The sequence below is a fragment of the Streptomyces sp. NPDC044061 genome (genome assembly GCF_056434305.1).
On the sequence record NZ_JBWKFL010000031.1, the window covers coordinates 1,765 to 21,451 of the forward strand.

Here is a 19,687-nt window from a genome sequence, read left to right on the forward strand (position 1 = left end):
AAACCAACAGCCCACCGAGAGGGCTTCCTCTCCGGCTCCCCCCGTGCCCATCAACTGTCAGCCCTGGGTGCCGCCCTGGGTGTTGCCGCTGCCGCCACCCTGGGTGCCACCCTGGGTGTTGCCGCTGCCGCCACCCTGGGTCCCGCCCTGGGTGTTGCCGTTCCCGCCGCCCTGCGTGCCGCCCTGGGTGTTGCCGCTGCCGCCGCCCTGGGTGCCGCCCTGGGTGTTGCCGCTGCCGCCGCCCTGGGTGCCGCCCTGGGTGTTGCCGCTGCCGCCGCCCTGCGTGCCGCCCTGGGTGTTGCCGTTCCCGCCGCCCTGCGTGCCGCCCTGGGTGTTGCCGTTCCCGCCGCCCTGGGTCCCGCCCTGGGTGTTCCCGTTGCCGCCGCCCTGCGTGCCGCCCTGGGTGTTGCCGCCCTTGGGCATGGCGGTGTTCTTCGACGAGGTGCTCCTGCTGCTGTTCTTGCTGTTGTCCTTGTTGCTGTTGTTGCTGTGGTGCTGCTGGTGGTGGTTCTGGTGGTGCGCGCTGGTGGAGTGCGCGGCCGGGTGGTGCTTCATCATGGGAGCAGCCTCGGCGCTGGCCACACCGATGGTTCCTGCGGCCAGAGCGGCGATGCAGGAGATGCCTGCGATGCGGGCCATGTGACGTCGAGCGTTGATCATGAGAAACCTCGTAGTTCTAGGTAGTTCCTGGTGGGGTGGATCCCCTTTCGGTAAATCCATTTCAGCCCGCCAGGCCCCCGCTGTACGTCCCCCGACCAGCGGACCAAGCGGCTGACACACCCCTCCACCAGGAAAGGGAAGGCCAGGGAAAGGCCCCGCCCGGCACGGTTTCATTCGCCCGCGACCTCCTCGACCTCCCAGCGCAACAGGTCGCCCGGCTGGCACTTGAGCACCTCGCAGAGCGCGGCGAGCGTCGCGAAGCGCACCGCCTTGGCGCGGCCGTTCTTGAGTACCGCCAGGTTGGCGGGCGTGATCCCTACGCGTTCCGCGAGCTCGCCCACGGACATCTTGCGTCTGGCCAGCATCACGTCGATGTCGACGACGATCGGCATCAGATCACCTCGTCCAACTCGGCCTGCATCTGCGCCGCTTCGACGTCTCGTGCGACGGCCTGGGCGAGCAGCATCCGCAGCACGAGCACGATGAGCGCGACCCCGAGGATGGCCACGCCGACCCCGCCCATGATGAGGGTGACACCCGGATCGTCCCGCTGGCCGGGTGCATTGACGGCCGTGACCGCGAACCACACGAGGGCGGCCGCCACGATGGCGCCGATCACCCCGTCCACGTACCGGAAGGCGGCGTGGGAGAACACGGTTCCGCGTCGCACCATCGTCACCAGCCGCCATACGCAGACCAGGGCGGCCTGGGCCGACACCATGCCCAGGATCGTGAGCACGCGCAGCGCGGTCAACGGGAGTGCCCCGTCCTCCTTGTCGCTCCCGCCGGCCAACACCCACACCATCGATGCCTGTACGAACACGGTGCCGGCGAGCACCACCACGAGCACGGCGCGCAGCGCACGCACTGTCAGCTTTCCCATGACCCATCCTTCTAACGAGTTGCGATGGAAATCTATCGAATTTCGATAGGTGGAGCAAGGGTCGGGACGGAGGGCGAATCGGACGCCGCTCAACTACGTCGAAGCCCTGCCCCTCGCAGCTCAGGCGCCCCCCTGAAGGCCGCCGCAAGCTCGGTCAGAACCCACCGGCCACGCAACCGGCGCCGCGCGGCCGGTCGGCATGGCCACACGCGGACGAATGACCGCCCCAGCCCCCGACTCCCAGCCCCCGACCCCCAAGCCCCTGATCCCCAAGCCCTCAGCCCTCAAGCCCTCAGCCCTCAAGCCCTCAGCCCCAGACCCCTGCCCCGACAGCTCGGCACCGCCCCCCGCCCACCGGCCAAACAACCACCCCCCCCGGCCCCACGGGGCCGCCGGCACCGGCCGCCGTGTGACGACCCTGCCCGGCCACACCAGCCGCCCCGGCGGCTTCGCGGGCCACCGCCGCCCCCGGAGTGGCTGGGCGGAGCACGGAGCGAAAGAGCTGTGAGAACCGGTGGTGCCGGTCCAAGGGCGCATCCGCACCCGCAGCCAGGCCGCGATCTCCGCCAGGCGCCGTAGCTCCCGCTGCTGATCGGGAAGAAGAATCCCCGTCGTCGCCTCACCTCACGCCAAGCCACGGCCTTGGCCACCACCCGACACCCTCGTTCCTCCACGACAGCCCAGGGCTCATCCCGGCTCATCCGCGAGAGCCCGAAAAAATCTTCGGCGACGATGTCGAAAACCCGTGACCGGCTCCGTCCCCGTGGTGAAGGCGACCACAATGGGGGTCGCACCAGGACCGAGGAGAGATCACGATGGCCAAGTACCTGCTGCTCAAGCACTACCGCGGCGCCCCGGCTGCGATCAACGACGTGCCCATGGACCAGTGGACGCCCGCGGAGATCTCGGCGCATGTGCAGTACATGCAGGACTTCGCGGCCCGGCTGGAGAAGACCGGCGAGTTCGTCGACGGTCAGGCGCTGGCTCCGGAGGGGACCTGGGTCCGGTACGACGGTGAGGGGCGCCCGCCGGTCACCGACGGACCGTTCGCCGAGACCAAAGACCTCATCGCCGGCTGGATGGTCATCGACGTCGACAGCCACGAGCGCGCCGTCGAGCTGGCCGGGGAACTGTCGGCCGCGCCCGGGGCGGGTGGTAAGCCGATCCACGAGTGGCTCGAGGTGCGCCCGTTCCTGGCCGCGCCGCCCACCATCACGGAGTGATGCCGCAGATGAACGAGGCCCTGCTGAGGAGCCTCACGCCGAGCGTGCTCGCCGTCCTCGTCCGCCGCGGAGCAGACTTCGCGGCGGCCGAGGACGCCGTACAGGACGCGCTCCTCGAGGCGGTCCGCGTCTGGCCGGACGACCCGCCGCTGGATGCGAAGGGCTGGTTGGTCCCTGTGCCTTGGCCCCGTTCCCTCCACGCGCGGCGGGCGGACCCCCCCCCCCGCCGGCGTGAGGACCTCCTCGAGGAGGAGCCGGCGCACGGGCCCGCGCCCGCCGCGGACGACACCCTCCAGCTGTACTTCCTCTGCGCCCACCCCACCCTGACCCCGTCGTCCGCCATCGCGCTCACACTGCGCGCGGTGGGCGGGCTGACCACCCGGCAGATCGCCCATGCCTACCTGGTGCCCGAGGCGACCATGGCGCAGCGCATCAGCCGAGCCAAGCGCACCGTCTCGGGCGTGCGCCTCAACCAGCCCGGAGACGTCGCCACCGTGCTGCGCGTCCTCTACCTGGTCTTCAACGAGGGCTACTCGGGCGACGTCGACCTCGCCGCCGAGGCCATCCGGCTCACCCGACAGCTCGCGGCCCACATCGACCACCCCGAGGTGGCCGGCCTGCTCGCCCTCATGCTGCTCCACCACGCCCGGCGCGCATCCAGGACCGCACCCGACGGCAGCCTGGTGCCGCTCGCCGAGCAGGACCGCGGCCGGTGGGACACCACTGCGATCGCCGAGGGAGTCGAGATCCTGCAGGCGGCACTCGCCCGCGACCGGCTGGGGGAGTACCAGGCCCAGGCCGCCATCGCAGCCCTCCACGCCGACGCGCCCACCGCCGAGGAGACCGACTGGGTGCAGATCGTCGAGTGGTACGACGAGCTCACCCGCCTGACCGACAGCCCCGTCGTCCGCCTCAATCGCGCCGTCGCCGTCGGCGAGGCCGACGGCCCGCGCGCCGGCCTGGCGGCACTCGCGGCACTCGACGACGCCTCACTGCCCCGCCACGCGGCGGTGGCGGCCTACCTCCACGAACGCGGCGGCGACCTGGCGACGGCGGCACGCCTGTACGCCGAGGCGGCCCACAACGCCCCCAACCTCGCCGAACGCGACTACCTGACCCGCCAGGCCGCCCGGCTCAACACCCGCCGAGGCCGCTGACGGTCCGCGCTTCAGATACTTCCCGCACCGCACCCCTCCTGACAGTCCACCCAAGGCCGACCGCCCTCACAGCCGCTCACCGCATGCGGTGCATGGGCGGCCGATCGAGTACCTCGACGTACATGATCCGGCCGTCCACGACGTCCAGGCACAACATGCCCCGCGAGGGCAGAAGCGGCACGCACCGGTGGCCTGCGCCGTAGGGCTGCCCTTCCGGATGAGCTGCGGTGTGGAAGCTCTGACAGAAGTCGTCGCCGCAGCGGCACTCGTCAACCAGCCGAAGATCCCACGTACAGATGGCCAGCTCACGTTGCCCTTCGTGCTCCAGGAGAGCGATCAACTCCGCGATGAGATCGGGGAAGACCTCGCGGACGAGGGGAGGGTCCTGCTCCATGAACGGGAGGGTATCCGGAGCCGCCTCCCAGCACGTTGCCAACTGCGAGCAAGCCAAGGCCGCAAAGGCCCTTGCAACTGCGGAGGTTATCCTGCCCGGGCAGGGCGTGCCGCTCGATGGACGAAGCCGACGCGTCAGGGGGCGGGAATGAACGACCTTGAAGCCGGAACCCAAGCCGGAACCCAAGCCGGAACCGAAGCGGGCGCGACCCGGCTGGAGAAGCACCGGGCTGAGCTGATCGGCTACTGCTACCGGATGCTGGGCTCGGTCTTTGAAGCGGAAGACGCCGTACAGGAGACCATGGTCCGGGCTTGGCGCAGCCTCGACCGGTTCGAGGAACGGTCGTCGCTGCGGTCGTGGATCTATCGGATCGCCACCAACGTCTGCCTCGACGCACTCGCCGCGGGGAAGCGCCGGGCCCGTCCGATGGACCTCTCCGGCCCGACCAGCGGCGCCACTTCACCAGGCAGTCCGCTGGACGCCGGTGTCTGGATCGAACCATGTCCGGCTGCTGCGATCCGCACGGCGGACGACCCCGCCGAGGCGGCAGAGTTGGGTGAATCGGTGCACCTCGCCTTCATCGCCGCGCTGCAACACCTGCCGTCCAAGCAGCGCGCGACTCTCCTGCTACGGGAGGTCATGGGCTTCTCGGCGCGGGAAGTCGCGGACCTGCAAGGTTGCACTGTCGCCTCGGTCAACAGCGCGCTCCAGCGCGCCCGGACCACACTGGCCGCTCGGCGCGAGGCGACCGACGACGCGGGGGTTCGGCCGCCCAGCACCGTCCAGCAGGTACTGGCGAAGCGGTATGCGGCGGCCTTCTCCGGCTTCGACATGGAGGAGTTGAGCATGCTGCTCCATGTGGACGCCACCCTGTCTCTGCCGCCGTACGCCCTGTGGATGCGAGGTGTCTCCGAAATCCGGGCCTGGCTGACCGGGCCGGCTGTCGGTTGTCGGGGCTCACGGCTGATACCCACCTTCGCGAACGGCTCGCCGGCGTTCGGCCAGTACCGACCCAGCACCGACGGCGCCAGGTTTGAGCCCTGGGCGCTTCAGGTCATCGACTTCTGCGGCGACCGGATCACGGACATCAGTGTCTTCCGCGACACCGAGCGCCTGTTTCCGCTGTTCGGCCTGCCTGCCCGCATCAACGCGTAGGGGAGTCGACTACGCCGTTCAACATGGCACCAGGCCCCGGGCCTGCGGTTCCAGGAACGTTGGTCGCATCGTCTGGGTAGGACGACATTCACGGATCCGGCTTGCCCCTCGGGGCTCCGCACAGCGGCAGCGCCCCCTGGTATGGTGCGCCGATGTCAGCGATCAAGAAGTTCCAAGTCACCTTTGACTGCGCAGAACCCGAGCGCCTCGCTCGCTTCTGGTGCGAGGTGTTGGGGTACGTCGTACCGCCGCCGCCGGAGGGGTTTGCCACGTGGGACGAGTTCAAGGGCTCGCAGCCGCCGGAGGAGCGGGATTCATGGTTCGCCTGCAGTGATCCCTCGGGTGTGGGCCCGCGACTGTACTTCCAGCGCGTTCCCGAGGGGAAAGCCGCCAAGAACCGGCTGCATCTTGATGTGCGGGTCGGTACCGGACTCGTGGGTGAAGAGCGCCTTGCCGCACTTGAGGCCGAATGCGCACGACTGGTCCCGCTCGGCGCGGTGCACGTGCGAACGCTGTATGACGGCAACGATTCGTGCATCCCGATGCTGGACATCGAGGGCAACGAGTTCTGTATCGACTGAGCATTTGATCCAGCGACCGATCACCGACAACGCTGCGTCGTCATCCGGTCGTTGAACATCTTGAACGTGCTCGCGATCATCTTGTCGGCTTCGTCGGCGATGGTGGCGCCCTGCGTTGCGCCCTGCGTGTTGTTGGTGCCGCTCTGTGTGCCGCCCTGAGTGTTGCGGGTACCGCTCTGCGTGCCGCCCTGAGTGTTGTTCGTGCCGCCCTGCGTGCCGCCCTGGGTGTCGGTGTTGCGGGTGCCGCCCTGCGTGCCGCCCTTCACGTTGTTGGTGCCACCCTGGGCACCGCCCTGCGTGTTGTTCTTGCCGCCCAGCATGGCGCTCTGGACGTTGCCGGTGCCGCCCTGGGTGATACCGGCACCACCCTGCGTGCCACCCTGGCCATTTCCGATGTGAATATTATTCGTATTACCGTCCCCCTTATTGGTGATGTCACCGTAAAATCCGTTGTTGATGATAATGGTACCTCCCCCGGGGAATGCGGGATCATCGCGGAGCGCCGCGGAAGCCTGGCTTGCTGTCGCGCCCGTCAGTGCCACGGCAGCGGCGAACGACAGAGCTGCGTAGATGCCGACCTTTTTCATGGCAGTCCTTTCTTGCGGTAGATCGGAGATACGAATTCCTACGGATCAAAATGTCGCAACATCTCACTCGACAACCACAGCGACACGGGCGATGTCACCCGGACAGAGTGCCGACGGACTGGGCCCGCGACGGTGCGGTCCGCGTGCGCCGCGCACCGCACCGTCGCAGTCTGGACGCATGACCTGTCGGTGCGGCGCGACGAAAGGTGATCCATGAAGCTCGCAGTCATCGGTGGTACCGGCCTGATCGGGTCGCGGGTCGTGAAGAAGCTGAACGCGGCCGGGCACGAGGCCGTGCCGCACTCGCAGTCCACAGGTGTCGACGTGATCACAGGGCAGGGCCTGGCGGAGGCGGTGGCCGGCGCCGACGTCCTCGTCAACCTGACGAATTCTCCGACCTTCGACGAGGCCTCACCGGCGTTCTTCCAGACGTCGATGGACAACCTTCTGGCCGCCGCCCAGAAGGGCGGGGTGGGCCACGTCGTCATCCTCTCGATCGTCGGCGCGGACCAGGTGCCCGGCCTCGACTACTACCGGGCCAAGGTCCTGCAGGAAGACATCCTCAAGGCCGGGCCGATCCCCTACTCGATCGTCCGCGCCACCCAGTTCATGGAGTTCATGAACGCGGTCCTGTCCTGGACCACCGACGGCGACACCGTCCGCCTGCCCACCACCCCGCTCCAGCTGATCGCCGCCCAGGACGTCTCCGACGCCGTCGCCGAAGTCGCTGCCGGCGCCCCTTTGAACGGCACCCTCGCCGTCGCCGGGCCCGACGTCGTCCCCCTCGACGAACTCGGCCGGATCACCCTCGATGCCCATCCCGACGGCCGCACGGTCGTCACCGACGACACCGCCGGCATGTTCGCCGTCGTTCCGGGCGATGCTCTGATCCCCAAGGGCGAGGCCCGTATCGCCCCCACTCACTACAGCGACTGGCTCTCCTGAACCAGCCGGCCCATCACTGGAGGCCTCACCATGTCGAACGACGAGTCGGCAGCAGACAGCACTGAGAGCCAATCGCGTTCGGAAGCATGGAAGACGGCGCTCACTGTGCTGCAGTCGGTGAAACCGCCGTCCGTTCCGGAGGGGGCAGACGCCATGACCGTCCTCATCGAGTTCCCTCCCGGCGACCCCGGGACCCCTCCGCACCGGCACTCGGGACCCGCTTTCGGCTACATGCTGGAGGGCGAGATGCTCTTCGAGCTGGAGGGCGAGCCCGAACGGGTGATCAAGGCCGGGGAGACGTTCTGGGAGCCGGGCGGCGATGTCATCCACTACCAGGACGGGAACAACCGGTCGGACTCCTGGAGCCGCTTTCTCGTCACCATGATGTGTGCGCCGGGTCAGCCCATGCTCACCCTGGTCGACGAGGAAGAGCTGGCCCAGCGTCAACACCTGCGAGCTCCCCGTCCAGGCGCCTGATCCGGCGGGGCTCCGCGCCCTGCGGCACTCGGGTTGACCAGTACTTACCCGTCTGAGGCCTCCTCCTGGTCGGCTGCGACCTCACGTGCGACTCGATGCCACTGGTCCGTTCCGCCCGGCAACGGCCAGGCCCAGGTGGGCCGCCGCGCGGTGTGCAGTTCGCGCAGACGGCGGGCAAGGGACGCTCCCGCGCCGACGGCACCGTCGGGCACGGCGGTGCCATGGGCGGCGCGGAGTGCGGCGAAGCGGGCCAGTTCGGCCTCGTAGAGATGCACCGCCCGCTCGGTGCCCGCGGCCACCTCATCGACCGGTGCGGTGCGGCGCAGTTCCAGTACAGCCGGCGTGGTCGATTCGGCGATCGCCGCGGCGAGCCGCGCGTGACCGTCCAGGATCAGATGACAGTCAAGGCCGCTGACCCACCACAGCAGCACCGGCGGGAGCGTTCCCTCGCGGGCCTGCTTTCGGTGCGCCTTGACCCGACTGTCCCCCGCGTCGGGCATCGGGCGCAGCGGGAGGATCTCCCACGACCCGGAATGGATGAACCAGTCGATGTATCCGTCCCGATGGCCTTCGATGAGCATCGAGTCCCAGTACTCGGCCGGCGGGTGGCGGCCGTGGTTTCCGCGCAGGAGCGGGCTCTCGCAGGTGAGCAGCCACCGGCCGTCGTGCACAGGGCTCTCCGGCGATTCGAGCAGGTGCTGCGCGAAGCGGTACGCCCAGCGGTCCGGGCTGCCGGCCAGGGCCCGTCCCGTCTCGGCCCGCAGCGGTGGAAGAGGAGAGCGGTAGGCGTCGGTGCGCCGGAACTCGACCCCGCAGTGGTCCTCGTCGACGGCGGCCAGGAGCACGGGCCGTGACTGCTGGGCGACCAGCAGCCGCCGCTCGGCGCTGAACAGGCACAGACCCGGCCGGCGAGGTGAGTGCACCTCCAGGGACAAGCCCGTCCACGTGCCGTCGTCCCGGGTGACATCCGTGCGCCGCATGCCCAGACCATAGAGGGTGCGGGCGCCGGCCGGGTGAGTGGGCGGCATCGCCGACGGATTCTCAGGTGACCGCGAAACCGATGCTGATCGCGTTGGCGATCAGGTACATGGCCGTGGTCGACACGGCGACGAACGTGTTCGTCCGCCGCACCGCGGCTCTCTTCTCGGGATTGGTCCACCTGTAGAGGATGTAGGTGGTGCAGCCCACGCCGACCAACGTGTAGAGCAAAGTGGCCAAATGGATCTGATCGACCAGAGTCACCCCGAAGGAAGTTCCCGTCAGACTCACGGCACGCATGCTGACGACCACACTGAAGAGAGATGCGCCAAGAATTCCGAAACGTGCCCCCAGTACGGTGACGAAATCGGCCGCCCAGATCCAATATGAGATGAAAGAGATGAGAAAAGCGACGTAAGCGGGCCATGCCTGCCTGATGAAGCCGGCCACATCGTCCCTCTCGAGCTTGAGATCGATGACGAATCGGCTGTACTGACTGTTCTTGCCGCGGATGATTCGCGGATCCCCGAAGGACGTCTGATAGGTGTGTGTGACCACCCCGACGCCGAAGTCCCTGATCTTGAACCCGCCCAGGCTGATGGCGTGATCGTATCCGGAGTTCTTGGTGTCGGGCACGTAGGTGAACTGGGAGGCGTTGTATTCGGAGTCCTCGATCTGGATCTGTACATCCTGCTTGTCGAAAGGGTACTCGCTCAGATCGAATTGCTGCCGGAAAGTGCCGGACACCTTCACCTGGGACCAGTATTCGTTGCCGACCTTCACCACAGACCTGTTGCCCTGGGTGACATCCGTGGCGTTGACGAACTCCAGGCGCTGAGTGGCGTCCAGGGCGGCGCTCGGGCACACGCTCCACAGCCAGAAATTCGCGTTGATGGTCCGCGGTGAAACGTCCAGTCCATAGAGGTCGGTGATGTAGGCCCCGACGCGGCAGCTGGGCGTCGCCGCCATGGCTGCAGGGGCCGACAGTCCCGCGGCGGCCGTGATCGCAATCGTGTACAGCAGTAGGGTCACCAGCCTCCGACGCATCCGGCCTCCCGACTTGCCTTTTCGGAATCCTCTGGCAGTGCGGCGGTCAGGGCATGGACGGTCAGACTTTCCCATAATCTCAAACTACCGGAGCCCGCCGAAGCGTTTTCCCGGTGACACACCCCTAAAGAATGCGTTTTCGCCCGGTGGTGTTCGGCCGTGTGGTCCAGCGGGGTCCGGCCGGAAGCGCACCCGCTCGCTGCCGCCGACCGACCGAAGCGACAAAGTCCGTCCCCCGGCCCATGGACCGATCGGTCGACGCGGGCGCCGCCTTGCGTGCGGACGCTGGAGGGCACGTACGACACCCTCCCCGACCGCCGCGAGGCGAAGGAGACAGACCATGATTCGATTTCTGCTCCGCCACTGGTGGAAAAGCCCCTGCCGCAAAGGTGACAGAGACATGAACGAACGACGTGCGGAGCAAGCCCGCTTCTCCTCCCCGCACCACTGATCCCCCGCGAGGGACGCGCGCCCCGATGCGGGCCGGCCGGCCTCACGCGAGGCGGAAGGCAGGTGGGCGGAGTTCGGTGTTGCGGCTGGGGCCGTGCCATTCCAGGTGGATCCGCACGTCGCCCGGCTCGGCTTCCCCGGCGTTCCGGCCAATCAGCTCCGCAACTGGTCGAAGTCCGCCAGGTGGCTCTCCCTGCAGCATGCGCTCCGTGTCCACGCCCTGACCTCTTTGGCCCGCACGAGCTGACCTTTCCAGCATCTCAGGCATGCGGGCGCAAAGCCCGATGTGCACAGACTCCTTGCCCAGCACTCGCCTGCGTGCGGACCAGGTCGGGGTCGGGGTCTAACCTGCCGCGTTGCCGTGCACTTGCACCGCCGTGGCCAGGTGGTCGGCAAGGGGTTCCGGCAGCGCCCGGCCGTTCGCGGTCTGCAGGAGGGCGTCGGCGATGAGGTGCAATTTGGTGTTGCTGTGCTGGGACGCTGTCACCAGGACCTGCCAGGACTGCTGGGCGGTCAGGTGGAACGACGCCATGAGCATGCCCCGGGCCAGGTCGATCGTTGCACGGGTCTCCAGCGCCCGATGCAGCTGCGCGTTCTCGGCTGCGAGATCGGCGCCGGACGGATCCGCTGCATCTGCCCTTTCAGGGTGCGCGGGCCCTGAGTCGCCATCCGGAGGCTCATCCGCCTCCGCAGACCGTGCCGCGAAGAGCGGGAGGGCACCGGTGAGGGTCAGCAGGCGTTCCACCGCCGGGCTGGTGGCGCGCAGGATCAGGCTCTTGGCGCTCGCTCGGGCCCGATGGTGCACGTGCAGCAGGACGTTGAGGGCGGAGCAGTCACAGAAATCGACGCCCGCGAGATCCAGTTCCAGGCCTCCTTCGGCGTCATCGAGCGCATCGCTCAGCGTCTGCTGCAGCAACTGGTCGCACTCCAGATCCAGCTCACCGGACACCGTGACCACGAGCCGGTCGCCGATCGTGTCGACATTCAAGGTCACCGGCGCCGACGCCGGTGGCTGCGGCTGCTCGAACGCACTGCCGCACTCAAGGCAGGACCCCTCACCAGGGTGAAAAGCCGCGTCATGGGACATCTCAAGCTCCGCACATGCCGTCTTCTCGACCACACCCAGCATCACCCCACCCGGCTTTCACGTCAACCAAAACATGAAACGTGATTCAGCCTTTTGAATGCGTGAACAAGAGGCCGTATCCTCGGGTGCATGGACCGAGCGCCGGAACCGCATGCAGGCTGGACCTTCGTGACCAATCACTCGCGGGTGCTGGCCGCCATCGCCGAAGACCACACCACCCGCGTCCGTGACATCGCAGCCCGCTGCCGGCTCACCGAGCGGGCCGTGCAGAAGATCATCGCCGACCTGGAAGACGGCGGGTACCTCACCCATGTCCGGGAAGGTCGCTCGAACGTCTATCGCATCGCCCCAGGCATGCTCCTACGGCATCCCGCGGATGCCCCGACCACCGTTGCGGAGCTGCTGTCGATCCTGGTCCACCACGAGTCCGGACACACCAGGGCTGCGACCGCCGAAGGTCACGACACACCCTGACCCGGCAGGCCCCGGCCGAGAGGGCGTGGGGCGTCGGCGTGGCCCGGCTGGACAACGCGACGCCAACCGCCTTGTGCGCGAGAGACGGGCTGGGTGGGGTGGACGACCACGCGATGCCTGCACCGTCAATGCCCCATGCTGCGGTGCTCCTCGCCCGCCGGAACGCCGGGACCTGTGGCCACCCCGATTGCCGGCCGTCCGTAGAGCCGACATCGGGGGGATCAAAGGATCATCAGCAGGGCGGCCGCCGTGGTGAGGCCGGCCCACACCGCCAGCGTCCAGGCCACGCAACATCGCCGCAGCCTCCGGTAGCGGTGTTCGTACTCGGCCCGCAAGGACACACACCGGGCCGCGAGCCGTTCGAGGTCCTGGCGCGCGCGGCGCAGGCTGTCGGCGACGTAGTGCTGCTCGATCTCCGTGCGCTGTGCCGTGGTCAGCCAGTCCATCGGCCGGACGAACTCGTGCGCGCGGTGTTCGGCCTCCGCGACCCTGGCCTGCCACAGCAGGTATCCCTCCACCTCGGTGCCGAGGTCTCCGGGCGCCTTCTGCTCCGGCGGACCGCTCATCCGTGCCCTCGGTCGGTCGTCGCCGGGAAGTGGCCCTCGTATTCGGACATCGCGATCTCCGGGTGGTGCAGGTCGAACGCCGGGGATTCGCTGCGGATCCGCGGCAGGGTGAGGAAGTTGTGCCGCGGGGGAGGGCAGGAGGTCGCCCACTCCAGCGAACGGCCGTAGCCCCACGGGTCGTCCACGCCGACCGGCTTGCCGTACTTCGCCGTCTTCCACACGTTGTAGAAGAACGGCAGCATGGACAGGCCGAGCAGGAACGAGCTGATCGTCGAGATCGTGTTCAGCGTGGTGAAGCCGTCGGCCGCCAGGTAGTCGGCGTAACGACGCGGCATGCCCTCGGCACCCAGCCAGTGCTGGACCAGGAACGTGCCGTGAAAGCCGACGAACAGCGTCCAGAAGCACATCTTGCCCAGGCGCTCGTCCAGCATCTTGCCGGTGAACTTGGGCCACCAGAAGTGGAATCCGGCGAACATCGCGAACACGACCGTACCGAAGACCACGTAGTGGAAGTGGGCCACCACGAAGTAGGAGTCGGAGACGTGGAAGTCCATCGGCGGTGAAGCGAGGATGACGCCGGTCAGGCCGCCGAAGAGGAACGTGACGAGGAAGCCGACCGCCCAGAGCATCGGCGTCTCGAAGGACAGACTGCCCTTCCACATCGTGCCGATCCAGTTGAAGAACTTCACTCCCGTGGGCACGGCGATCAGGAACGTCATGAAGGAGAAGAACGGCAGCAGCACCGCCCCGGTGACGAACATGTGGTGCGCCCACACGGTGATGGACAGACCGGCGATCGCGATGGTCGCGGCGACCAGACCCATGTAGCCGAAGATCGGCTTGCGGGAGAAGACCGGGATGACCTCGGTGACGATGCCGAAGAACGGCAGCGCGATGATGTACACCTCTGGATGGCCGAAGAACCAGAAGAGGTGCTGCCACAGGATCGGGCCGCCATTCGCTGCGTCGTACACATGGGCGCCGAACTTACGGTCCGCCTCCAGCGCGAACAGGGCTGCCGCAAGGATGGGGAAGGCGAAAAGGACCAGGACGGCGGTCAGCAGCACGTTCCACACGAAGATCGGCATGCGGAACATGGTCATGCCCGGGGCACGCATGCAGATGATCGTGGTGATGAAGTTGACCGCGCCGAGGATGGTGCCGAAGCCGGAGAAGGCCAGACCCATGATCCACATGTCGGAGCCGATGCCGGGACTGCGCACCGCGTCCGACAGCGGGGAGTAGGCGAACCAGCCGAAGTCGGCCGCACCCTCCGGGGTGAGGAAGCCGCCCACCGCGATGGTCGAGCCGAACAGGTACAGCCAGTAGGCGAACATGTTCAGCCGCGGGAACGCCACGTCGGGCGCGCCGATCTGCAGCGGCATGATCCAGTTCGTGAAACCGGCGAACAGCGGGGTGGCGAACATCAGCAGCATCACGGTGCCGTGCATCGTGAACGCCTGGTTGTACTGCTCGTTCGACATGATCTGCAGGCCCGGCCGGGCCAGCTCGGCGCGCATGAGCAGCGCCATCACGCCACCGATGAGGAAGAACGCGAACGACGTCGTCAGGTACAGCGTGCCGATGGTCTTGTGGTCGGTGGTCGTCAGCCACTTCACCACGACGTTGCCGGGCCGCCTGCGCCTCAGCGGCAGCTCGTTGGCGTACGAGTCCTCGGCTGCCGCGGCACCCTGGGGTTCGTTGAGGATGCTCACAAGTCGTCCGTCTCCTGCTGCTCGTGGTCCGCTCACGCAATGACGTCGGTCACCGGTCATCCTTGCGGTGCGGGGACGGGGCCCGGGGCCCTGAGCGCCCGGCGCGCGGCCGAACGGATGACGGATGCACACCAACGGAGCAGCGGGGCGATCTGGGCAGAGTGAGGACTGCTGTCAGGCGCGGGGCTGGTTGAGGAAGTCGGTGACGAGCTTCATCCATTCCTCGGGGCGTTCCACCATGGGCAGGTGACCGGCCAGGTCCTGAAGGAGAGGGGGACGTGGTCCTGTCCTCGGATCGAACGGGGGAGTGTCTGTGTTGGTCGTGGTGCGGATGTGCCGAACGGGGCGCCGCCGTCATGGACAGCAGGTGGGCTCGGCCGGCCTCCGGTCGGGACGCCGACCGGCTCGCCCTGTCATGCGGCGGCGCCGGCCCGTTGCGAAAACGGTCAGGGCAGGAGGACGGCCTTGCCGCGGTTGCGGTGGGCTTCCAGGTCGATGTGCGCCTGTGCCGCTTCCGCCAGGGGATAAGTGCGCCAGACCGGCACGGTGAGTCGGCCGGCGACGGCCATCCGCACCAGCTCCGGCAGGGCCTCCCCAGCCTGGTCGGTGCTCCCGGCGCTGAAGCGGACGCCGTGCTGTGCGGCGGACATGTCGGCGATGGTGATGACGTGTTCGCTGTCACCGGTCAGGGCGACGGAGTCGGCGAGCACTCCGGCGCCGGAGGCGTCGATGACGAAGTCGACTCCCTGGGGAGCCGCGGCCTTCACCCGCTGTACCCAGCCCTCGCCGTAGCGGACCGCGGTGGCGTTGAGCGCGGAGACGCGCTCGAGGTCGTGCTCACCGGCTGTTCCGACGACGGTGATGCCACGGGCGACGGCCAACTGCACCGCGAGGAAGCCCACGCTGCCGGCGGCGCCGTGGACGAGGAGGGTCTGACCCGCCTGCACACCCAGTTGTCCCAGGACGCGCGACGCGGTCTGGCCGACCGTCACCAGCGAAGCGGCGACCTCCCAGGACAGGGCCTCGGGCTTGGCCACGGGGCGATCCAGCAGTGCGTACTCGCTGTAGCCGCCGCCCACGGCGGCGCCGAGGACCTCGTCGCCCACGGCAGCGTCGGCTCCCTCGCCGACGGCGTCGACGACACCGGCCGCGTCCAGGCCGGGGACCACGGGAAGGCGGGCCGGCGCGGTGCGGGCCATCAGACCTGACCGGATCTTCATGTCGAGAGGGTTCACAGAGGCGGCCCGTACCCGGATGCGGACCTGGCCCGGACCCGGCTCCGGTGTGGCGACCTCGGAGAACTGCAGCACTTCGGGCGTGCCGTATGCGGAGAAGGTGATTGCTTTGGACATCTGGAACTCCCAGGCAGAGGCAGGCGGAGAAGGGAACCGCGGGCGCTGTGGCTCATCGTGCGGCCCGTCGGCGGCCTCGCCGCTCAGGCGGTGAGGGCGGGGTAGTCGGTGAACCCGCGGTGGTCGCCGCCGTAGAAGGTGGACGGGTCAGGGGTGTTGAACGGACCGCCGGCGGCGAGACGACGCGGCAGGTCGGGGTTGGCCAGGAAGAGTGCTCCGTAGGCCACCATGTCCGCGCTCCCGTCCTCGACCAGCTTCAGTGCGGCCGGGCCGGTGGCGTCGGGGTGGGTGAACGGGTTCAGGACGAACGTGCCGGGCCAGGCCTTGCGCAGCGACGCGGTCAGGTCGCGGTCCGGCCCCTCCATCAGGTGCAGGTAGGCGAGCTCCAGGTCGGCGAGCCGGTCCAGCAGGGCGGAGTAGGTCTCGCCCGGGTTGTCCTCGGACATGTCGTTGTACGGGTTTCCGGGTGAGATCCGCAGGCCGACCCGATGGCCGCCGATCGCCTCGGCCACGGCCGTGACGACCTCCACTGCGAAGCGGATCCGGCCCCCGGTGCCGCCGCCCCAGGCGTCGGTGCGCCGGTTGGTGGTGGGGGCGAGGAACTGGTGGATCAGGTATCCGTTGGCACCGTGGATCTCCACGCCGTCGAATCCGGCCTCGACGGCGTTGCGGGCCGCGGCGGCGAAGTCGTCGATCGTCAGCCGAACCTCCGCCTCGCTCAGCTCCTTCGGGGTCACGAAGTCCTTCGGGCCCTCGTGGGTGTAGACCTGGCCCTTGGCGGCCACCGCCGACGGCCCCACCGGCACCAGAGCCTCGGACAGCAGGCTCGGGTGGCCGATACGGCCGGTGTGCATCAGCTGGGCGAAGATCACGCCGCCCTCGCGGTGCACGGCGTCGGTGACCCTCCGCCACGCCAGCACCTGCCCGGGCGTGTGCAGGCCGGGGGTGTCGGGGTAGCCCTGGCCGACCGGCGAGGGCTGGACGCCCTCGGTGACGATCAGCCCGGCGCCGGCGCGCTGCGCGTAGTACGTCGCCATCAGCTCGGTCGGCTCGGCGCCGGGTCCGTAGGCACGGCTGCGGGTCATCGGCGCCATCACGACGCGGTTGGTCAGGTGCTTGCCGCCCAACAGGATCGGATCGAAAGCAGTGGTCATGGCTTCTCCCTCGGGGTGAGTGCTGCTCTGCGGCCCGGGCCCCGGGCCCGCACCACAGCATTTAGCTGTCCGAACAAGTAAATCACCTGTCCGAACAGGTAACTACGCGAGTTCATTCCAGGAGTCGGATGTGAACCAGGTCATGCCGTCTCAACTGGTCGTATCCCTGCCCGAGCGCGGAAGTGCCATCGGGCCGCGTACCGAGAGGTAGAGTTAAGTTGCTCGGGCAGGAAAGTGAGGGAACGAACATGGCGCAGTCCACCCCGGAGGCCGGGAGGGGTTCCGCGGAAAGTGAGCAGGAGGCCACCGTCCCGCTGCCCGCCGCGGCCGGCGGCGGCCCGATCAGCCACGCGATCTTCCGCCTCGCCCGCCTGCACCGCATGTTCGCCGGACAACTGCTGCGCCGCATCGGCCTGCACCCTGGCCAGGAACTGGTCATGATGCACCTGTGGGAGCTCGGTCCCCAGCGCCAGGCCGACCTGGTACGCCTGATGGACTCCGACGCCGCCACCATGACCCGCACCGTCCGGCGCCTGGAACAGGCCGGCTTCGTCCGCCGCCGCCCCGACCCCACCGACAAGCGCGCCTCACTCGTCGAACCCACAGCGGCAAGCCACGCCCTGCGCCGCGAGGTCGAGCGGGTCTGGGCTCAACTCGAGGACATCTCGACAGCGGGCCTCACGGACGACGAGCGCACCACGGCCCTGCACACTTTGGAACGCTTGGAGCAGAACCTCGTACAGGCCGCTGCCACCCGGGCCGCCACCATCACGCAGCCCTGACGGATCAGCCGCCTGGAGCGCCGTGCCCGGCCGGCGATGGCCCAGAGGACGGGGATGACGGATGACCCTGTGGGTGTGCACCGGGGTCGTAGCGGCTACCCGGTCACATGGGGGAAGCCGTGGGCAGCAGCTTCTTTCCGATCATGAGGTGCGGGAAAGAAGGCGGTCAGGATGCGCGGCAGCAGAGCAGAGGAGAGCGCAGGCAGGGCGAGGGTCGATCGTGAGGAGGCGCAGGAAATGGCGGGGCCCGACCATACGGAGACCGGCACCGAGCGGCCCCTGGCCGTGCACAGCGGCGTGCTCACCGACGTGCTGGAGCCCATCCGGGCCGGAGCCTACGTGGTGGACGAGCACGGCCTCATCGTCGCCGTCAACAGCCACGCCGAGCGCCTGTTGGACCGGCCTGCCGCAGATCTCGTCGGCCAGGACGCGCACGATCTGCTGCACCGCGGGCCGCAGGGCCGGCCACTGTCCGCGACCGAGTGCAGCATGCGGCAGGCGTTCCACGCGGGACGTCCGGCCCAGGGCGGTGAGGACTACTTCGCCCGCGCGGACGGCTCCCTGCTGCCCATCTCCTGGCTGATCACCCCCTACACCTTCGACGAGGACACAACCGGCACGCTCGTCGTCTTCCACACCCCCCGGCACACGTCGCACACGCCCCCCACCGGTCCGCGGACGGAGCCGAAGCCGGTCGCCGGGGCACTGACCGAACTCGAGCGGCTGGCCCTGCTGGCCGAGACGACCACGCAACTGACCTCCACGCTCGACGTCGACGAGGCGCTGCGCCGACTCGTGGCCCTGGTCCTGCCCCGACTGGCGGACTGGGCCGTCATCGACCTCATCACCGAGCGCGACGAAGTCTGGCGCACTGCCGTGGTCCATGCCGAAGGCGACACCCTGGTGGAGCACGAGCAACTGCAGGGCCCGATGCCGCCCGTTCCCGAGGAATCCCCCATGCCGCTGTCGCAGGCCCTGCGCGGGGCCGCCTCGACCCTGGCGGGCCCGCAGACCTACCAGCGGCCACCGGACTCCGGCATCGCGGTAGAACAACACCGCCTGTTCGAGGCCACCGGCATCCACTCCGCGGCCATCGCCCCCATCCGCAGCACCCGGGAAGTCCTGGGAGCCCTGACCCTGGGCCGGGCCGAGAAGCCGGGAGACTTCACCCCGGCCGACCTTCCCCTGCTCGAGGACATCGCCCGCCGCGCCGGTCTCGCCCTGGACAACGCCCGCCTCTACCAACGCCAGCGCAAGGTCGCCGAGACCATGCAGAACCACCTGTTGCCGCAGATGCCGCGCGTGCCCGGACTGCAGATGACCGTCCGCTACCTGCCCGTGCCCGACGCCTCACAGGTCGGCGGCGACTGGTACGACGCCTTCACCCTGCCCGACGGCGCCACCGCCCTGGCCATCGGAGACGTCGTCGGCCACGACCTGGAGGCCGCCGCCGGCATGGCACAGCTGCGCAACATGCTCCGCGCCTACGCCTGGTCGCAGCAACACCCTCCCAGCCGGATCGTCGACCGGCTGGACGAGGCGATCATGCCCATCACGGACGTCACCATGGCAACCCTGATCTTCGCCCGGCTGACCAAGACAGACGAAGGCCAGTGGCAGCTTTCCTGGACCAACGCCGGCCACCCCCCGCCTCTCATGATCACCCGCGCCGGCCTGGCCGACTACCTCACCGACGGCCACGGCATCCTGCTGGGCACCGGCATCCGCACACCCCGCCCCGACGCGACCGTCCTGCTGCCGCCCGGCTCCACCCTCCTGCTCTACACCGACGGCCTGATCGAAACCCCGGGCCACACCCTCGACGAGGGGCTGAACCGTCTGCGCCAGCACGCCGCCGCACTTGCCCACCGTCCGCTGCCGTCCTTCACCGACCAACTTCTGCGCCGGGTCCGCCCGGCCGGCTACGACGACATCGCCCTGCTGGCGGTGCAAACACCCCATTGAGCGGAGGGCGGTCGACCGACGGTCTCGCGGGCAACCCGGGCACCGCGTCCGGGTA

General features: G+C 68.7%; 21 protein-coding genes. 9 read left to right on the forward strand and 12 right to left on the reverse strand.

Annotated features, from left to right (window positions below; genetic code table 11):
• Nucleotides 1–57: 57 nt before the first annotated feature.
• The 3 genes from AC07CM_RS36495 to AC07CM_RS36505 form a co-directional block, all read right to left on the reverse strand.
• A complete protein-coding gene (locus AC07CM_RS36495) occupies nt 58–639 on the reverse strand; it encodes a hypothetical protein (protein ID WP_478880787.1) in 582 nt (193 codons plus the stop codon).
• Between the two features lie 191 nt (nt 640–830).
• Nucleotides 831–1,052: a helix-turn-helix domain-containing protein gene (locus tag AC07CM_RS36500; RefSeq protein ID WP_478880788.1), complete on the reverse strand. Its 222-nt coding sequence runs from the start codon at nt 1,050–1,052 to the stop codon at nt 831–833.
• The gene (locus AC07CM_RS36505; RefSeq protein ID WP_478880789.1) at nt 1,052–1,543 is read right to left on the reverse strand and encodes a DUF2975 domain-containing protein; all 492 of its coding nucleotides are present in this window, start codon (nt 1,541–1,543) and stop codon (nt 1,052–1,054) included. Before AC07CM_RS36505 ends, AC07CM_RS36500 begins: the two co-directional genes overlap by 1 nt.
• 815 nt (nt 1,544–2,358) lie before the next feature.
• On the opposite strand from AC07CM_RS36505, the gene AC07CM_RS36510 reads away from it, so the two are divergent.
• Together AC07CM_RS36510 and AC07CM_RS36515 are read left to right on the forward strand one after the other, a co-directional pair.
• Entirely contained in the window at nt 2,359–2,766 is a 408-nt protein-coding gene (locus tag AC07CM_RS36510; RefSeq protein WP_478880790.1) for a YciI family protein, read from the forward strand.
• An 8-nt stretch (nt 2,767–2,774) separates the two neighbouring features.
• The gene (locus tag AC07CM_RS36515; protein WP_478880891.1) at nt 2,775–3,923 is read left to right on the forward strand and encodes an RNA polymerase sigma factor; all 1,149 of its coding nucleotides are present in this window, start codon (nt 2,775–2,777) and stop codon (nt 3,921–3,923) included.
• A 76-nt stretch (nt 3,924–3,999) separates the two neighbouring features.
• Here AC07CM_RS36515 and AC07CM_RS36520 read toward each other — a convergent pair whose 3' ends face one another.
• Entirely contained in the window at nt 4,000–4,317 is a 318-nt protein-coding gene (locus AC07CM_RS36520; RefSeq protein ID WP_478880791.1) for a hypothetical protein, read from the reverse strand.
• Nucleotides 4,318–4,464: 147 nt separating this feature from the next.
• Here AC07CM_RS36520 and AC07CM_RS36525 point away from each other — a divergent pair, with 147 nt between their 5' ends.
• Together AC07CM_RS36525 and AC07CM_RS36530 are read left to right on the forward strand one after the other, a co-directional pair.
• Entirely contained in the window at nt 4,465–5,472 is a 1,008-nt protein-coding gene (locus AC07CM_RS36525) for a sigma-70 family RNA polymerase sigma factor (RefSeq protein WP_478880792.1), read from the forward strand.
• 152 nt (nt 5,473–5,624) lie between these two features.
• On the forward strand, nt 5,625–6,053 hold the full coding sequence (locus AC07CM_RS36530) for a VOC family protein (RefSeq protein WP_478880793.1): 429 nt from the start codon (nt 5,625–5,627) through the stop codon (nt 6,051–6,053).
• Nucleotides 6,054–6,073: 20 nt separating this feature from the next.
• On the opposite strand, the gene AC07CM_RS36535 is transcribed toward AC07CM_RS36530, so the two are convergent.
• Complete coding sequence (locus AC07CM_RS36535) at nt 6,074–6,640, reverse strand: hypothetical protein (RefSeq protein WP_478880794.1); 567 nt, start codon at nt 6,638–6,640, stop codon at nt 6,074–6,076.
• Nucleotides 6,641–6,853: 213 nt separating this feature from the next.
• Here AC07CM_RS36535 and AC07CM_RS36540 point away from each other — a divergent pair, with 213 nt between their 5' ends.
• Nucleotides 6,854–7,585: an SDR family oxidoreductase gene (locus AC07CM_RS36540; RefSeq protein ID WP_478880795.1), complete on the forward strand. Its 732-nt coding sequence runs from the start codon at nt 6,854–6,856 to the stop codon at nt 7,583–7,585.
• Nucleotides 7,586–7,615: 30 nt separating this feature from the next.
• Complete coding sequence (locus tag AC07CM_RS36545) at nt 7,616–8,062, forward strand: cupin domain-containing protein (RefSeq protein ID WP_478880796.1); 447 nt, start codon at nt 7,616–7,618, stop codon at nt 8,060–8,062.
• Between the two features lie 44 nt (nt 8,063–8,106).
• On the opposite strand, the gene AC07CM_RS36550 is transcribed toward AC07CM_RS36545, so the two are convergent.
• From AC07CM_RS36550 to AC07CM_RS36560, 3 genes are all read right to left on the reverse strand, one after another.
• A complete protein-coding gene (locus tag AC07CM_RS36550) occupies nt 8,107–9,042 on the reverse strand; it encodes a hypothetical protein (RefSeq protein ID WP_478880797.1) in 936 nt (311 codons plus the stop codon).
• A 61-nt stretch (nt 9,043–9,103) separates the two neighbouring features.
• On the reverse strand, nt 9,104–10,072 hold the full coding sequence (locus tag AC07CM_RS36555) for a ligand-gated ion channel (protein WP_478880798.1): 969 nt from the start codon (nt 10,070–10,072) through the stop codon (nt 9,104–9,106).
• Between the two features lie 808 nt (nt 10,073–10,880).
• A complete protein-coding gene (locus tag AC07CM_RS36560; protein WP_478880799.1) occupies nt 10,881–11,666 on the reverse strand; it encodes an anti-sigma factor antagonist in 786 nt (261 codons plus the stop codon).
• 87 nt (nt 11,667–11,753) lie between these two features.
• On the opposite strand from AC07CM_RS36560, the gene AC07CM_RS36565 reads away from it, so the two are divergent.
• Entirely contained in the window at nt 11,754–12,098 is a 345-nt protein-coding gene (locus AC07CM_RS36565; RefSeq protein WP_478880800.1) for a helix-turn-helix transcriptional regulator, read from the forward strand.
• 221 nt (nt 12,099–12,319) lie between these two features.
• Here the strand turns inward: AC07CM_RS36565 and AC07CM_RS36570 are convergent, their stop codons facing one another.
• The 4 genes from AC07CM_RS36570 to AC07CM_RS36585 form a co-directional block, all read right to left on the reverse strand.
• Nucleotides 12,320–12,664: a cytochrome C oxidase subunit I gene (locus AC07CM_RS36570; RefSeq protein WP_478880801.1), complete on the reverse strand. Its 345-nt coding sequence runs from the start codon at nt 12,662–12,664 to the stop codon at nt 12,320–12,322.
• The gene (gene ctaD, locus AC07CM_RS36575) at nt 12,661–14,379 is read right to left on the reverse strand and encodes an aa3-type cytochrome oxidase subunit I (protein WP_478880802.1); all 1,719 of its coding nucleotides are present in this window, start codon (nt 14,377–14,379) and stop codon (nt 12,661–12,663) included. The genes AC07CM_RS36570 and ctaD overlap by 4 nt, the downstream gene beginning before the upstream one ends.
• A gap of 446 nt (nt 14,380–14,825) precedes the next feature.
• Nucleotides 14,826–15,731, reverse strand: coding sequence for an NADP-dependent oxidoreductase (locus AC07CM_RS36580; protein WP_478880803.1), 906 nt, complete (start codon nt 15,729–15,731; stop codon nt 14,826–14,828).
• Between the two features lie 83 nt (nt 15,732–15,814).
• Nucleotides 15,815–16,885, reverse strand: a complete 1,071-nt coding sequence (locus tag AC07CM_RS36585) for an alkene reductase (RefSeq protein WP_478880804.1) — start codon at nt 16,883–16,885, stop codon at nt 15,815–15,817.
• A gap of 248 nt (nt 16,886–17,133) precedes the next feature.
• On the opposite strand from AC07CM_RS36585, the gene AC07CM_RS36590 reads away from it, so the two are divergent.
• Both AC07CM_RS36590 and AC07CM_RS36595 read left to right on the forward strand, forming a co-directional pair.
• Entirely contained in the window at nt 17,134–17,667 is a 534-nt protein-coding gene (locus AC07CM_RS36590; protein WP_478880805.1) for a MarR family winged helix-turn-helix transcriptional regulator, read from the forward strand.
• Nucleotides 17,668–17,904: 237 nt separating this feature from the next.
• Nucleotides 17,905–19,632 (forward strand): SpoIIE family protein phosphatase, encoded by a 1,728-nt coding sequence (locus tag AC07CM_RS36595; protein WP_478880806.1) that lies wholly within the window; start codon nt 17,905–17,907, stop codon nt 19,630–19,632.
• The last annotated feature ends 55 nt before the right edge of the window (nt 19,633–19,687 follow it).